At 68.9% G+C, this 13,403-nt stretch carries 13 protein-coding genes; 4 read left to right on the forward strand and 9 right to left on the reverse strand.

The window, feature by feature from the left end:
- Nucleotides 1-10 precede the first annotated feature (10 nt).
- The 3 genes from ACZ619_RS32715 to ACZ619_RS32725 all read right to left on the reverse strand — a co-directional run bounded on the left by ACZ619_RS32715 (nt 11) and on the right by ACZ619_RS32725 (nt 2,065).
- On the reverse strand, nt 11-1,030 hold the full coding sequence (locus tag ACZ619_RS32715; RefSeq protein ID WP_469606649.1) for a polyphosphate kinase 2 family protein: 1,020 nt from the start codon (nt 1,028-1,030) through the stop codon (nt 11-13).
- A 130-nt stretch (nt 1,031-1,160) separates the two neighbouring features.
- Entirely contained in the window at nt 1,161-1,727 is a 567-nt protein-coding gene (locus ACZ619_RS32720; protein WP_469606651.1) for a hypothetical protein, read from the reverse strand.
- Nucleotides 1,728-1,822: 95 nt separating this feature from the next.
- Nucleotides 1,823-2,065 (reverse strand): DUF6400 family protein, encoded by a 243-nt coding sequence (locus ACZ619_RS32725; RefSeq protein WP_469606653.1) that lies wholly within the window; start codon nt 2,063-2,065, stop codon nt 1,823-1,825.
- Between the two features lie 481 nt (nt 2,066-2,546).
- Between ACZ619_RS32725 and ACZ619_RS32730 the strand changes: the two genes are divergently transcribed.
- On the forward strand, nt 2,547-3,752 hold the full coding sequence (locus tag ACZ619_RS32730) for a cytochrome P450 (protein WP_469606655.1): 1,206 nt from the start codon (nt 2,547-2,549) through the stop codon (nt 3,750-3,752).
- A 243-nt stretch (nt 3,753-3,995) separates the two neighbouring features.
- Nucleotides 3,996-5,609 carry a recombinase family protein gene (locus ACZ619_RS32735; protein WP_469606658.1) on the forward strand — a complete coding sequence of 538 codons (1,614 nt, stop codon included), beginning with the start codon at nt 3,996-3,998 and terminating at the stop codon, nt 5,607-5,609.
- Between the two features lie 221 nt (nt 5,610-5,830).
- Here the strand turns inward: ACZ619_RS32735 and ACZ619_RS32740 are convergent, their stop codons facing one another.
- From ACZ619_RS32740 to ACZ619_RS32755, 4 genes are all read right to left on the reverse strand, one after another.
- Complete coding sequence (locus ACZ619_RS32740) at nt 5,831-7,204, reverse strand: replication initiator (RefSeq protein WP_469606684.1); 1,374 nt, start codon at nt 7,202-7,204, stop codon at nt 5,831-5,833.
- Nucleotides 7,205-7,500: 296 nt separating this feature from the next.
- Nucleotides 7,501-7,698: a hypothetical protein gene (locus ACZ619_RS32745; protein ID WP_403442942.1), complete on the reverse strand. Its 198-nt coding sequence runs from the start codon at nt 7,696-7,698 to the stop codon at nt 7,501-7,503.
- Nucleotides 7,695-8,996: an FtsK/SpoIIIE domain-containing protein gene (locus tag ACZ619_RS32750; protein ID WP_469606661.1), complete on the reverse strand. Its 1,302-nt coding sequence runs from the start codon at nt 8,994-8,996 to the stop codon at nt 7,695-7,697. The genes ACZ619_RS32745 and ACZ619_RS32750 overlap by 4 nt, the downstream gene beginning before the upstream one ends.
- Nucleotides 8,996-9,343 carry an SCO3933 family regulatory protein gene (locus ACZ619_RS32755; RefSeq protein ID WP_469606663.1) on the reverse strand — a complete coding sequence of 116 codons (348 nt, stop codon included), beginning with the start codon at nt 9,341-9,343 and terminating at the stop codon, nt 8,996-8,998. The genes ACZ619_RS32750 and ACZ619_RS32755 overlap by 1 nt, the downstream gene beginning before the upstream one ends.
- Nucleotides 9,344-9,510: 167 nt before the next feature.
- Here ACZ619_RS32755 and ACZ619_RS32760 point away from each other — a divergent pair, with 167 nt between their 5' ends.
- A complete protein-coding gene (locus ACZ619_RS32760) occupies nt 9,511-10,290 on the forward strand; it encodes a GntR family transcriptional regulator (protein WP_469606666.1) in 780 nt (259 codons plus the stop codon).
- 407 nt (nt 10,291-10,697) lie between these two features.
- Here the strand turns inward: ACZ619_RS32760 and ACZ619_RS32765 are convergent, their stop codons facing one another.
- Nucleotides 10,698-10,994, reverse strand: coding sequence for a hypothetical protein (locus ACZ619_RS32765; protein ID WP_469606669.1), 297 nt, complete (start codon nt 10,992-10,994; stop codon nt 10,698-10,700).
- Between the two features lie 316 nt (nt 10,995-11,310).
- The gene (locus tag ACZ619_RS32770) at nt 11,311-11,868 is read right to left on the reverse strand and encodes an ATP-binding protein (RefSeq protein WP_469606671.1); all 558 of its coding nucleotides are present in this window, start codon (nt 11,866-11,868) and stop codon (nt 11,311-11,313) included.
- 198 nt (nt 11,869-12,066) lie between these two features.
- Here ACZ619_RS32770 and ACZ619_RS32775 point away from each other — a divergent pair, with 198 nt between their 5' ends.
- On the forward strand, nt 12,067-13,332 hold the full coding sequence (locus tag ACZ619_RS32775; RefSeq protein WP_469606673.1) for a sporulation protein: 1,266 nt from the start codon (nt 12,067-12,069) through the stop codon (nt 13,330-13,332).
- Nucleotides 13,333-13,403: the final 71 nt, after the last annotated feature.

Below are 13,403 nucleotides of genomic sequence, written 5' to 3' on the forward strand. Positions count from 1 at the left end.
ACACCCTTGGTCAGCCATGCCTGTCGTTCCTGTTGTTCTTGTTCTCGTTTTTGTTTTTGTTCTTGTTCTTCTTCCGCTGCCGCGGCGCCGGTCCGGTCTCCGCCGCGTAGGGGTCGGCCGCCGCGCCCTCGGGGGCCTCGGCCTCCAGGTCCCGTTTGACCTCGGCCAGTTCACGGCGGGTCTCGTCGCTGACGTGCGGGTAGCGGGGGTCGATGTCGATGAGGGTGTGCGCCAGTACGGCGGCCGCGCAGACCCGGGCGAACCACTTGTGATCGGCGGGGACGACGTACCAGGGCGCCCACGCGGTGCTGGTCGCGGAGATCATCTGCGAGAACGCGCGCTGGTAGTCGTCCCAGTAGGCCCGCTCGCGCACATCGGCGGAGGAGAACTTCCAGTTCCGCTCGGGTACGTCGATGCGCTTGAGGAAACGCGTGCGCTGTTCCTCCTTCGACAGGTTCAGGAAGATTTTCACGATCCTGAATCCGTTGTCGGTCAGATAGCGTTCCCAGTCGTTGATCTCGCGGTAGCGGCGCTTCCAGACGTCGGGGCCGCGGGCCGCGTCGGGCAGCTTCTGGCGGCGCAGGTTCTCCGGGTGCACGCGCACCACGAGCACTTCCTCGTAGTGGGAGCGGTTGAAGATGCCGATCTCGCCGCGGGCGGGCAGGTTGCGGGAGTAGCGCCACAGGTAGTCGTGGTCGAGTTCCTCGCTGGAGGGGACCTTGAAGCCGGCCACGCGCACGCCCTGCGGGTTGACGCCGCTCATGACGTGCCGGATCGTGCCGTCCTTGCCGCCGGCGTCCAGTGCCTGGAGGCAGAACAGCACGCCGTAGGTGTCCTGGGCGGCCAGCCGCCGCTGGTAGTCGGCGAGCAGTTCGATACCGCTGCGGAGCAGTTCGACGCCGTCCTTCTTCTTGCGGATGCCGGCCTTGTAACCGGGGTCGAAGTCCCTGGCCAGCCGTATCTTGCTGCCCGGTTCGACCCGCAGCGGCTCGATGAACTCCGCTATGCGCTCGGCCCTGTCATCGCCCATGACCCGCCCGCCCTTTCCGCCGCGCGGCCCCTGCGGCCGCCGGCAGCGTGTGGGCGGCAGCCGGCCGCACCTTCCCAGCAGCATGCGGCCGGGTGCGGGAGCGGGCCTCACCCCTGACGGGTGGTTCGGGTCAGGACGGGGTGCCGGCGCCGGGGGCGTCCCGGCGGGCCACCGCGGCCGCGCGTCCGGCGCGGGCCAGCAGGCCGGCCCGGTACCGGGGCCACCACAGCAGGTCGGCGAGGAGGAGCAGGACCACCAGCCACGAGGCGGCGGCCTCGCCGGCCGAGCCGCTGAGGGTGTCGTACCCGGCGAGGACGACCGCGAGGACGGTGACGAGCGGGACGGCCCAGCGGCGCGGCCGGTCCTCCTCGGCGGCGCGGCGCAGGGCGTCGGCGTGGGCGAGGACGGCGGGCGCGAGCCGGGGGTCGCCGACGGCCGTGCCGCGCCGGGTGGCTCGGACGACGACGGCGCGATCGGTGCCGGACAGTTCCCCGGCCCCGGGCCAGAGCCGGTCCGTCCGGCGGGCCGCCCGGATCCCGTACAGCGGGCCGAGTACGGCGAACACGACCGCGGCGGCCGCCCAGGTCCCCGACTCGACGAGCACGAAGGCCCCGAAGAAGGCACCGGCGCCGAGACCCGCGGCCACGGCCCGGCTCACCGCGCCCCGCCGCCACAGCCACCCGGGAACGAGCATCACCCGGCCAACGGTCGCCGTCCCCCGCCGCGGACGCAACGACCGCACCGGCAGGTCGGCCCCGGCACACGCGCACGGCGCACGGGCCGCTTTGGAGGTCAGCCCCGCCGGGGCAGCACGCCGGCGGCGACGAGCGAGTCGTAGACGCGCTGCTGCTCCGGGTCGAGCCCGGAGTACAGCAGGTCGTACGCCTCCTGCTCGCCCCGCATCACCTCGACGGGGTCCCAGCCGTCCCCGAGCGCGTCCATCACATGGGCCCGTCGGGTCATCTCGTGCCCGGTGAGATCGACGGAGAAGGCGACCGGCTCGGTGGGAAGGGGGGCGGGGTCTTGAGTGGACATATGACCGAATTTAGGTATGCGGGGTGGCTCCGGACAAGGGTGGGTGGGGCACATCACAGCAGGTGGGCGGGTACCGGCCAGTGAGAACCGGCAGGCCGCCGGGCGCGCCCTGCACGCCGTGCACGCGTCCGGGGCCGCGGCGCGCCGACGGCCGCTGCCGGCTGCGGGCGCCGGCAGCCGGGGTTAGCCCACCTGGCCGGGTGGGTCTGTGCCGGTCAGCGGTCGGCGCGGTCCGGCGTGCTTGCATGGGGCGGCCCGGTCATGATCGCGGACCGGGTGCGGCCCGTTCTCACGGCGCTGCGACGCGGCGGGGTCGGACTCGTCTCGGACTCGTCGAAGCGCACCACCACAACGTCACCGACGAACCACGCCTGTCCTTCGTCGGCCACTGGGCCGCCGGCGGCGCCGTCGGGCCCGCCGGGGCCGTGCACCGGGCCGTGGACGTCACCAAGGTCGTACCGATGCCCGGAGGAGCCGGCCGATGCCCGCCGACCACGAGACCGTCACCTGCCCGTTCGACTTCAGCGAAGCGCTGGACTTCGACCCCGCGCTCGCGGACCTGATGCGGCGCCGCTCGCCCGCCCGCATCCGGCTTCCCTTCGGCACCGCCGACGCGTGGCTGATCACCGGCTTCGAATCCGTCAAGCAGGTGACCACCGACCCCCGGTTCAGCAGGGCGGGCATCATCGGTCACGACTACCCCCGGATGACGCCGGAGCCCATCGTCTCGCCGGAATCGGTCAACGTGATGGACCCGCCGCACAGCAGCCGCGTCCGCCACCTCGCCTCGCAGGCCTTCACCCAGCAGCAAGTCGACGGGATGCGGCACCGGATCGTCCTGCTCGCGGACCGCCTGCTGGACGAGATGGAGGCGGAGGGTCCCCCGGCGGACGTCGTCCGGCACCTCTCCGACCGGCTCCCCCAGCACGCCGTCCTGGACCTCCTCGGCATCGCGCGCGGGGAATGGCCCCGGATCGAGGAGTCCGTGCACCGGCTGCTCGTCGTCGGCGCCGGCAGCAAGGAGGCCGCCGCGGCCGCCAAGGCCGAGCTGACGGACTACTTCGCCGGGCTCGTCGCACAGCGCCGGAACGCACCCGGCCCCGACCTCATCAGCGCGATGGCCGACGCGCGGGAGGGCGAGGAACAGCTCGACGACAAGGAGCTGGCGGTCATGGCGCTGACGCTGGCGCTCAGCGGCCAGGACACGGCGACCTGCCAGATCAGCAACATCGTGTACCTGCTGCTGACCCGCCCCGAGCTGATGCGGCACCTGCGGGAACGGCCCGGGAGCCTGACCGACGTCGTGCACGAACTGCTCCGCTGCATCCCGTTCCGCAAGGGCGTCGGAATCCCGCGCGTGGCCCTGGCGGACGTGGAGCTGGACGGCGCGCGGATCAGGGCGGGCGACTTCGTGCACGTGTCGTACCTGACGGCCAACCGTGACCCCGAGCGCTACCCGGCCCCCGACGCCATCGATCTGGACCGTCCCAGCGCCCCGCACATGACCTTCGGCTGGGGCGGACACCGGTGCATCGCAATGCCTCTGGCCATGGCCGAACTCGAAGTGGCCGTCGGCCGTCTCGTGGAGAGGTTCCCCGGCCTGCGGCTCGCGGTCCCACCGGAAGAGGTCCGCTGGGACACGAAGACGATCAGGCGCTTCCCCCTGGAACTGCCGGTGACCTGGTAGCCCCGCCCGGGAGCAGGGGCCCCGGCCCCTGCTCCCCCTCCCACGAACCCGCCGGCCCCCGCCGGCACATCCGCGATGCGCTCCGCGGGCCCGCTCACCTCAGTGAGCGTGTCCACTCGGCGCCGGCGCCGCGTTCTTGACCGTCAGCGGCAGCAGCTTCTTGCCGGTCGGGCCGATTTGTATGGCCGTGTCCATCTGCGGGCATATGGACACAGGTGCAAAACCAGCTCTAGCCTTCCTGACATGGGGAAACAATCACGCAGCCGCACCGCGGCCGAGCAGAGGGCCTACGACGTCGAGGCAGAGTGGACCGCCACCGATCTGGCCTTGCTGGAGGAGCTGAAGAGGGCAGAGGCATTGCTGCCCGAGGACGCTCCGAGGGCGCTGTTATCCGTCCGGCTCTCCGTGCTCACGGAGGACACCACGTCGCCCGTGCGCCAGGAACTCGATCTCCGGATGCTGGCAAGGGAGAAGGGGTGCCGAGTCGTCGGCGTCGCCAGCGATCTGAACGTCAGCGCGACGAAGGTTCCGCCGTGGAAGCGCAAGCAACTCGGCGACTGGCTCAACAACCGCGTGCCCGAGTTCGACGTGCTCATGTTCTGGAAGCTCGACCGGTTCGTACGTCGACTCTCGGACCTGGCCACCATGATCGACTGGTGCCTGAAGTACGAGAAGAACCTGATCTCCAAGAACGACAGCATCGACCTGACCACCACGGCCGGGAAGATCATGGTCACCATCATTGGCGGCATCGCGGAGATCGAGGCCGCGAACACCAGCACCCGCGTGGCCAGCCTCTGGGACTACGCGAAGACCCAACAAGACTGGCTCATCGGCAAGCCCGCCTACGGCTACATGACGGACGTGGACGAGAACGGGAAAGTCGTCCTGGTCCACGACCCCACGGCGTACCGCGCTCTGCACTGGGCGCGCCGTATGGCGATCCGTGGAGTGTCCGCCAGGCGGATGGTCATGGTGCTCGTTCGGTCCGGGATGTGCGGCCCCGGCCTCACCGTCGCCACTCTGCTGCGCAGGCTCAGGAATCCCGCTCTCCTGGGCTACCGGGTGGAGGAACTGAAGAACGGGGGGCAGCGCCGATCGAAACTGATCCTGGGCACTGACGCCAAGCCCATCAAGGTCGCCGAACCCGTCTTCACCGAGGAGGAGTTCAACAGTCTCGGTGCAGCACTCGACAAGCGGATGAAGAAGCAGCCAGCCCGTCAGCCGAGTGGAGCGACCAGGTTCCTCGGTGTGCTCATCTGCGCCGACTGCGACACCAACATGTACGTACGGGTCACCAGGAACAACTTCGGGGTCTACCCGTACCTCCGTTGTCAGGAATGCAAGAGCGGTGGACGCGGTGCGCCCAACCCCATGGGGGTCTACGAGCAGCTTGTTACCGACGTGTTGTCCGTCCTCGGAGACGAGCCGGTTCAGACACGGGAGTACGCCAAGGGAGCCGAGGCGCGCAGGGAGGTTGAGCGGCTAGAAGGCTCGATTGCCTACTACATGAAGGAGTTGGAGCCCGGAGGCCGGTTCGCCAAGACACGATTCACCAAGGAACAGGCCGAGAAGACCTTGGACAAGCTGATTGCCGACCTTGAAGCGATCGACCCCGAGACGACCCAAGACCGTTGGGTGAACGTCCACAACGGCAAGACCTTCCGGGAACGTTGGGAAGAGGGCGGGATGGAGGCCATGGGCGCGGACCTGCTTCGGGTCGGCGTGAAGTGCAAGATCACGCGTACCAAGGTGAAGGGCGTCCGCGCTCCGCACATCTACATGAAGGTCATGATCCCCAAGGACGTGCGAGAACGTCTGATCATCAAGGAAGACGGCTTCGCGAAAGTCTTCTGACGCGGCTCAGCCGCCACAACGAACAGGGCCGCCTTCCCGAGATGCATGGGGAGGCGGCCTCTTGCTTCACTCGAACCACGACGCCGGGTCGAACGGCTCTTCCGTCCCGTCGTCATCGACAATCACGATCTCGCTCTCAATCAGACTGGTCGACCTTTCGGGGCCGTACCGCGGCAGTAACGGGGCCGCAGGCTGCGTCAGTTCACTCAGGGGCAGGACGCTTATCGGCACCACTCCCCCTTTGTCGCCTCCATGCCCAGCCGCCGGGACTCTGCAAGGTCTTCGGCGACCCCTGCCGCGATGAGGGAGGCGCCGGGGGTGTGGCCAGACCCGACGTAGCGCCAGTGCCGTTCGGTGACGGTCTCGGGGGTCTCGGGGGTCTCGGGGGTCTCGGTGTGGCCCATGTGGTGGGCGCGTTCGGCACGGAGCGCTGCGTAGGTGGTGGAGTAGGCGCGGGATTTGGTGAGGATGTGGCCCCGGTAACCGAGGGTGTGAGTCCAGTCCCGGAGGCGAAGCGGGGCGTACTCGGGGAGGCCGCCGAGGCGCCAGCAGGCCCGCATGAGGGTGCGAACGTGTCCACTGACGGGTGCCGACTCGATGTCGTCCCAGGTAGTGACCGGGTGGTCAGTGCCGGCGCCTGTCTCGCTGGCTCCCTTGGTGACGTACTTGGCCACGTACGCGGCGACCGCGTCATCATCGGGCCCGTCGCCGTTGGCACGCAGGGGCCGGGCGTCGACCTGGGCACCCCAGCGAAGTGCCAGCTCACCCACGGCGAGGCTGTAGGGGGTGTGGACCAGGACTCGCCGGGCGGAGACGCGCACCGCCTCGATGAGCAGCTCCGCAGTGCCCCAGGCCGGGGGCTCATCGTCAGCCCCGCCCGGACCGTCGAGGCGGACGACCACGTGTACGTGGACGGCCGCCCGTTTCTGGTACTCGGCGACGCGGGCGAAGGACAGCCGGGCGTGATCGGCGAAGCGTGACTGTACGAGGCCGACCGAGGAGGCCAGGCGCCGCCGGACGTCGATGACGAACCGGTCCCACAGCTTGGAGGCGTGCGCGTGCCACAGGACGTGGCCGGTGTAGTCGTAGCAGTCGGCGCACAGAGGCTGGCCGATCACCGGGGCGTCCGGGGCGTGTACGGCGCCGCAGCCGAGGGGCCGCCCGTGCTCGCAGGTCCCACCGTCGCGGCGGGGACGGCACGCTTCCCCGGACCGGTGGACCGGGCCGAAGGACGGGGCCGTCAGGGTGACGAAGAGCCGGGGCCGGTGCCGGACTGTGGCGGGGACGTTCTTGCCGCCGAGCAGGCCCGCGCGGACGAGGTGGAAGGTGTCTCCGGCGTGGAGGCGGGAGCAGGCCGGGCAGACGGTGGAGCGGCGGTTGCGGCAGCGGACCAGAAGCCGTTCACCCGGTTCGGTGCGGGTGTCGTAGTGGTGGAGGATCTCGCCGGTTGTGCCGTCCAGGGTGGTGGTGGAGCCGGAGAGGTGGACGGGGTGGGCGCATCCGCCGGTGGCGGTGATCTGCTCCAGCCAGCGGGGGAAGTTCGGGTCTTGGGCGAGGCGGATGGCGTCGCGGTCGGTCTCGGGGAGCTGACGCAGGCGCGCCGCGCGGTCGAGGGCGGCGCGCCTGTCAGCCGGGGTGTACTCCGGGGTGATGGTGGTGACCTTCCGGGGTGGGCCGCCGAAGCGGCACGATGATTGGGTGGTGGTGCGCCGTGGGTCATGGGGATCACTCCCTTGCAGGTGTCGGGCGAGTGGAGTTCAGCGGATGGTTCCGGTGCCCCGGCAGATGCGGCAGCGGCGCAGCCGTCCGGTCCAGGTCTTCCGGGCTCCGTCGCCCTTGCAGTACGGGCACCTCACGCGAGGCATGGGCATGGCGGTGATCCCTTCTCTGCTCAGTTGTGGGAGAAGCCGCTGATGAACCAGGTGACGAGTTCGTGCACCGTGAGGCCCACGGGGGTCTGGCCGAGGTAGAGGCCGAAGAGGCCGACGCAGACGGCTTCCCAGGGGCGGACGTCGCGGGAGCGGACGAGGAGGACGGTGATGATCCCGAAGATCACCGCGAACCCGTAGGCCGTGCCTTCGCTGATCACTTGTCGTCTCCTTCCAGTACCGCGACAGTGCGGACCAGGCCGGGTAGTTGCGGGGTCAGCGCGCTGTGCTTCCGGGCCGTCGACACGGCCTCTTCGGTGGGGGTGAGGTGGGAGCGGGCGCGGCTCCAGCCGCCGTCCGGGCCAGTGCACACGGCCACCCCGCGTTCCTCTGCCGTGATGGACTGGGCAACGGCCACAGCGTCCTTGTTGAGGTCGCCCAGGGTCATCTCTGCCGTGCCGGGGTCGTTGACGCGGTGGCAGATCCGACCGCCGAGCTGCGCGCGCAGGGCGGTGACCCCGGGGCCGAGGTCGGAGCCGACACGTTGCCCAGCAACGACCAGGTGCAGGCCGAGCGCGGCCCCAAGCTGGGCCAGGCGCAGCAGGAGCGTGGAGCACTGCTCCGCCTCCGCCTTGCTCTCTCTCGTGCCGTCCGAGAGATACAGTTCGGCGATCTCGTCGACGATCACGACGATCGGGACCGGGCGCAGCTTTTCGGGGAGCTCCCAGATCGAGCGGACGCCGGCCGACCGGCACGCGCTCATCCGCTCCCTCATGTCGGCCGCCAGCGCGAACAACACGGTGACCGCTTCTTTCCGGCAGGTGGCCAGCGCGCTCAGCCGGTCGGCGAACAGGCCCAGTTCCATGCCGCCCTTGCAGTCGATCCCGACCAGGGCAACCGGCTGAGTCGCCAACTGCGTGATCAGCCGAGCCAGCAGCGTGGACTTACCCGAGCGGGTGGCCCCGGCGATCAGCCAGTGCGGCACCAACCTGAGGTTCATCACCCAGGCACCGCCGGACTCCAGAACCCCGATCAGGGCCGACAGCAGTTCGATCGGAGCCGTCGCTAAACCGGGACGCTCCAGCGGATCCGTGGCCGTCGCCGTCAGGAGCACGAGTCCGCGTTCGGGCGAGGTGACGCGGACCGCGTGGACCTTCCACGCGTGCACCAGCGCATCCGCCGCCTTCATGTACGTCGCCGGGGTCTGTCCGGCATGCAGACGCACGGTCACGGTCAGCCCCAGCCGAGTGGCGCGGGGGAACGAGGCCCGCGGCGTGACCGGCCTGAGCGGATCGCCCTTGACGACCAGGTCCCCGAGGAGCCCCCGAGGCGGGCGCCGCGACACGGACAGATCGTTGAGCATCGCGACCTTGCGCCAGGTCGCCACCACGCGGAAGGCAGTGACCGGGTAGCCGATCAGGTACCAGTGCCAGACCGGACGATGCCGACGGACCAGGTCACCGACCACGAGCATCCAGGCCAGCACGGCCAGAGCGAACGCGAGCACGATGGGTTCCATCACGCGTCACCGCCCTTGCCGTGCACCGCAGTTCCCTGCACGGCCGTGATCGCGTCAGCACGGAAGCTGACGCCGTGCCGGTCGCCCATCGACCACATGAACGCGGTCAGCCCGGTGACCTTGACGATCTGCCCTTCCTCGATGCCCTTGGGCTGGCCGCTGACGGCGATCTCGATGACGGAGATCCGCCGTCCGTCCTGCCGCACGGTGACCGCGACGGTCCAGACCGGGTTGCCGTCCCGGTCCCTCTTCACCTCCTGTGTCTCGGTATTGGTGATCTTCGCTTCGGGCGCGATGGCGCACCGCAGTACGCCCAGCCGCGCCGTGTCCACGGGAATGGACTGCATTTCTTCGGCCTCCCTGGCCAGTCGAGACGTCAGACTCACCCTGACGTCACTTGTCCTTACGAGTGATGACTATGGAGCTCTGTACGGCGAGTGCGCAACTACTTATGCTGACGAGTGATGTCGCGCGTGCGACGCGCCTACGACCCCGACCCGCCGGAGATGCCTACATGTCGGAGATCCAGCGCCCCGGAGCCCTCTACCAGCAGGTGGCCGCCGCGATCCGCGAAGCGATCCTGTCGGGCGAGTTCGTCCCCGACTCCCTGCTTCCGTCCGAAGCCCAGCTCATGACCCGCTACGCCGTGTCCCGCCCGACCGTCCGCAACGCCATCGCGGCACTGCGGGCGGAGGGGCTGATCGATGTGCGGCATGGCAAGGGCAGCTTCGTGCGCTCCGACGGGCAGCCATCCATGACGATCGAACGCCGGATCAGCCGCACGCCGGACGGCAAGTTCGTCATGCCCAACGGCGATGTCTGGCAGGAAGCCGAAGAGCCCAGCACCTACCGTACCCACACCACGAAGACCACCGGCCGACTCCTCCAACTCGGCGCGGAAGAAGCGCTGTTCAGCTGTGACCGGTTGCTTCTCGATCCCGGTACGGGCACGCGTGCGATGCACCGGACGTTGATCCCGTTCGCCGTCGCCGACATGGTTCCGGCACTCGCCGAGGACCCATACAAGCGGTCGGGTGCCCTCTACCGGCAGCTCACCGAGGACGGCCACAAACTCACCTGGTCCGAGACCGTACGTGCCCGCATGCCCCTGCCCGACGAGCGCACCACGCTCCAGCTCCCCGACGCGACCCCGATCCTGCACCTTGCCCGCATCACCCACGACACCGACGACCGGCCCCTGATCCTCGAAGAACTCCGCATCGGTGCCGACCGCGCCGAACTCGCCTACCGGATCACCGCCGACAAACAGCCCGCACGACGCACCCGCCCATAAATGCGATCGAGGATCGGTCGAAACAGCCTTCACTTCCTCAAGGGCGCGCCTGCGGCGCGCCGGGGCGCCCGGCCGCCCCGGCCGGGCATGCGGCGTGACCGCCGGTCCCGTCCGGTCGGCAGACGCCCCCGACCGCAGCACGCCCAAGGAGCCGAGGCGTCGACCGGCCGACGAGGGCCGGGGCCCACGGGGCTGGGGGTCGCCGACGGCCGAGACTTTAGGCAGCTCCCATGGGGCGAGCCTCGAAGAACAGGGGGCCGATCGGGCTCTTGCGGGCAGGTCCAAGGACTGCCCGATCCGCTGGCGAGCGTAAGGCCCCCTGTTCACTCGCCCCATGGCAGCTACCGCCCAAAGTCTCGGCCGCCGGCGACGTGCCCACGCGCACCGCTCACCAGCGGAAACACCCCTCACGATGCACCACCGTCGCCATCAGCACGCGCCTCCAGGAGCTGAGCGAGCCGCTCCGCCGCACCAGGCCAGCCCGCCAGCCGCACAACCCCCTGCCCATCCTCGTTCGTCGAGGCGACGGCCCTCACGGCGGACAACTCGAACCCCACGCCCAGGAGCGCCCGGTTCAAACGATCGGCGGACTCCCGTGCCTCGCGCCATCCCGCGATGTAGTCGACGCCCGGCGCCCAGAACCCAAAGTCCGCGCCCGGCATATCGAGACCGTCACTCAGCCAACCCTCACCGAAGCCAGTCACCTTGCCCACCTCTGCCCTGATCTAGATAACGGATCGTCAACTTCCTTGAACCAGGGCCGAAACGCAGCACGACGGCCCCGGTACCATCAGGCACCGGGAACCGCCGTGTTCCCAGCCGGGCCACCCTTCGCTTTCCAGGGCTGACGGGGTGGCCCGGCCTTATCAGGTTGTGAAGCGCGGCCCCTACGGGAGGGGAGCCCCGAGTCCTACAGAGACCGCGCCCCTTGGCCGGAGTGGTCGGACTCCGGCCGGTTTCCGGTCCGCCGCCTACTCCCGATCGCGTGGGAGTGATGTGGGGGCAGCGGACCGGAGATCATCAGTACGGGCTGTCCTCAGCTCCGCCGTCCAGGTCGAAGCGACACCAGACCGTCTTGCCTCCGCCCTCTTTGGGCGTCCACCACACAGCCGCCGCCATCCGCTGAGCGAGCATCAGCCCACGGCCGCTGTCGGGCAGAACCGCCTCTGTCAGCTCCCCCACCAGCTCAGGCAAGAGCGAGTCGCCCATGGGCAGAAGCGGAGGTGTCGAGTCCTCGTCCTCGACGCCGATGAACAGCCACTTGGGGAACATCTTGTAGATGACGTCAATGCGTCGGCATGCACCCGGACTCGATCGACGGCGGTCCGGAACCACATGGTTCACCACGTTCCCGACCAGCTCTGAGACGACGAGACGGGCGTCATAGACGAGGTCACGCGAAACCGCGCCCCGCAGGAACACCGTCGCCGTGTCCCGCGCGATCCGTCCCGTGTCGGCGAACTCGGCGAACAGCGTCACCGTCATGTAGTGACCGCCGGAGGACGGATTCGGCGCCACGAACCAGTGAGCGTAAGCATCCAGCTCACTCATCACATGCTTGGCTTTCCCCGCGTCCATAGTGCCCCTCCAACGGCTGTCATGTTTCCGCTTGCTTCACGCAAGTCAGTACACGGCGCAGGCGACGCGAGCGGGAGCGTTCACCAGGGGGTTCATCTGAGCACTTGCAAACACGAGGGGGTTCAGGAATGAACCCCCAGCCGGATAGTGCTGTGACAAGATGAACACTCGCCGTCATTCTCGGGTTGGCAGGGGAGCATGAGCCGAGAGCCCAACGCGCAGTTGATCGCCGTCATGAGCGAAGCCAAGATCTCGAACAAGGGCCTTGCGAAGCGCATGACAGACGAGGCCGACCGACGAGGCATGGAGCTGGGGACAACTCACGTCTCCGTACAGCGTTGGCGCAACGGCTCAAGCATCAGGCCGCAGACAGCAGCGATCATGGCGGATGTCTTCACGGCCAAGCTCGGCCGCCGCATCACGGTCGGCGATCTCGGATTCTTCGGCGACACCAGGCCCACTACGCCGGAGCCGATCGGCTACCCCGGCTCCGTTCCCGATGTCCTGTCGATGCTTGACGGACTCGCCCAGGAGCGCGCCGACGCCCCCGTTTCGAACCAACTGATCATCGCGGAGGCCGACCTCAGCTCCGCCGTCCTGACATGGATGATCGCGCGCCCCGACGGCATCCAGGCAGACAGGCCAGCTCTCCAACGAGTGGGCATGCGTGATGTCCGAGCGATCAGGGATGCCGCCGGGACATTCATGGCCCTCGACTTCAAGTACGGCGGAGGGCACGGCCACAAGGCACTACGTCACTACTTCCGGCACGAGGTGCTGCCGCTCCTGAGCGTGAGCTACAGCGAGAAGGTGGGCACCGCGTTATTCGGCGCTGCCGCCGAAGTGTCCCAGTTGCTGGCGTGGACCGCCTACGACGCCGGAAACCACCGGCTCGCCCACCGCTACCTGACGTCAACCCTGCGCCTATCCCAGGTCATTGACGACCGCATGTTCGGCGCCCGCATCCTGGGCAACCTCAGCCATCAGGCCAACTACCTTGGCAATCACGCCCAGGCCATCCAGCTAGCCCGTGCGGCCGTTGAGGGCGCCAAGGGGCAGGCCACTCCACGTGCCATGGCCTTGAGTTCGGCGATGGAGGCCCGCGCTCTGTCCAACGCAGGCGACGGCATCGCTGCGGCTCGCGCGATGAAGGAGGCAGAACGCCATCTCGATCGCGCGCACACTGCCGACGACCCGGCATGGCTCAGCTACTTCGATGAAGCGGAACTCATGGGCGAACTCTGCCACTGCTTCCGGGACCTCAAGATGCGTCGCGAAGCCGTCGAGCAGGCCCAGCGCGCAGTGGACAGCACCGACCCGAAGTACGCGCGCACTCTTGGTTTCTGCCGCATGGTGCTTGCCCAGAGTCAGCTACTGAACGGCGAGTTGGAAGCCGCCGTCACCACCGCGAGCCTCGCAGTCGACGGCGGCGACTCCCTCCTGTCAATGCTCCCGCAGAATTGAGCACGTTCCGCTCCCGCAGAATTGACCCCCTGGGGTTGGTTCAGTCGCGGTGTGTGCGGTTTTCCTTGGCG

Source organism: Streptomyces sp. NPDC104367 (assembly GCF_055583825.1).

What these genes read in the sequence shown, in the direction of transcription:
- ACZ619_RS32715 (WP_469606649.1), bottom strand. Translation starts at nt 1,030, where the DNA reads ATGGGCGATGACAGGGCCGAGCGCATAGCGGAGTTCATCGAGCCGCTG.
- ACZ619_RS32725 (WP_469606653.1), bottom strand. Translation starts at nt 2,065, where the DNA reads ATGTCCACTCAAGACCCCGCCCCCCTTCCCACCGAGCCGGTCGCCTTC.
- ACZ619_RS32730 (WP_469606655.1), top strand. Translation starts at nt 2,547, where the DNA reads ATGCCCGCCGACCACGAGACCGTCACCTGCCCGTTCGACTTCAGCGAA.
- ACZ619_RS32735 (WP_469606658.1), top strand. Translation starts at nt 3,996, where the DNA reads ATGGGGAAACAATCACGCAGCCGCACCGCGGCCGAGCAGAGGGCCTAC.
- ACZ619_RS32750 (WP_469606661.1), bottom strand. Translation starts at nt 8,996, where the DNA reads ATGGAACCCATCGTGCTCGCGTTCGCTCTGGCCGTGCTGGCCTGGATG.
- ACZ619_RS32755 (WP_469606663.1), bottom strand. Translation starts at nt 9,343, where the DNA reads ATGCAGTCCATTCCCGTGGACACGGCGCGGCTGGGCGTACTGCGGTGC.
- ACZ619_RS32760 (WP_469606666.1), top strand. Translation starts at nt 9,511, where the DNA reads ATGTCGGAGATCCAGCGCCCCGGAGCCCTCTACCAGCAGGTGGCCGCC.
- ACZ619_RS32770 (WP_469606671.1), bottom strand. Translation starts at nt 11,868, where the DNA reads ATGGACGCGGGGAAAGCCAAGCATGTGATGAGTGAGCTGGATGCTTAC.
- ACZ619_RS32775 (WP_469606673.1), top strand. Translation starts at nt 12,067, where the DNA reads ATGAGCCGAGAGCCCAACGCGCAGTTGATCGCCGTCATGAGCGAAGCC.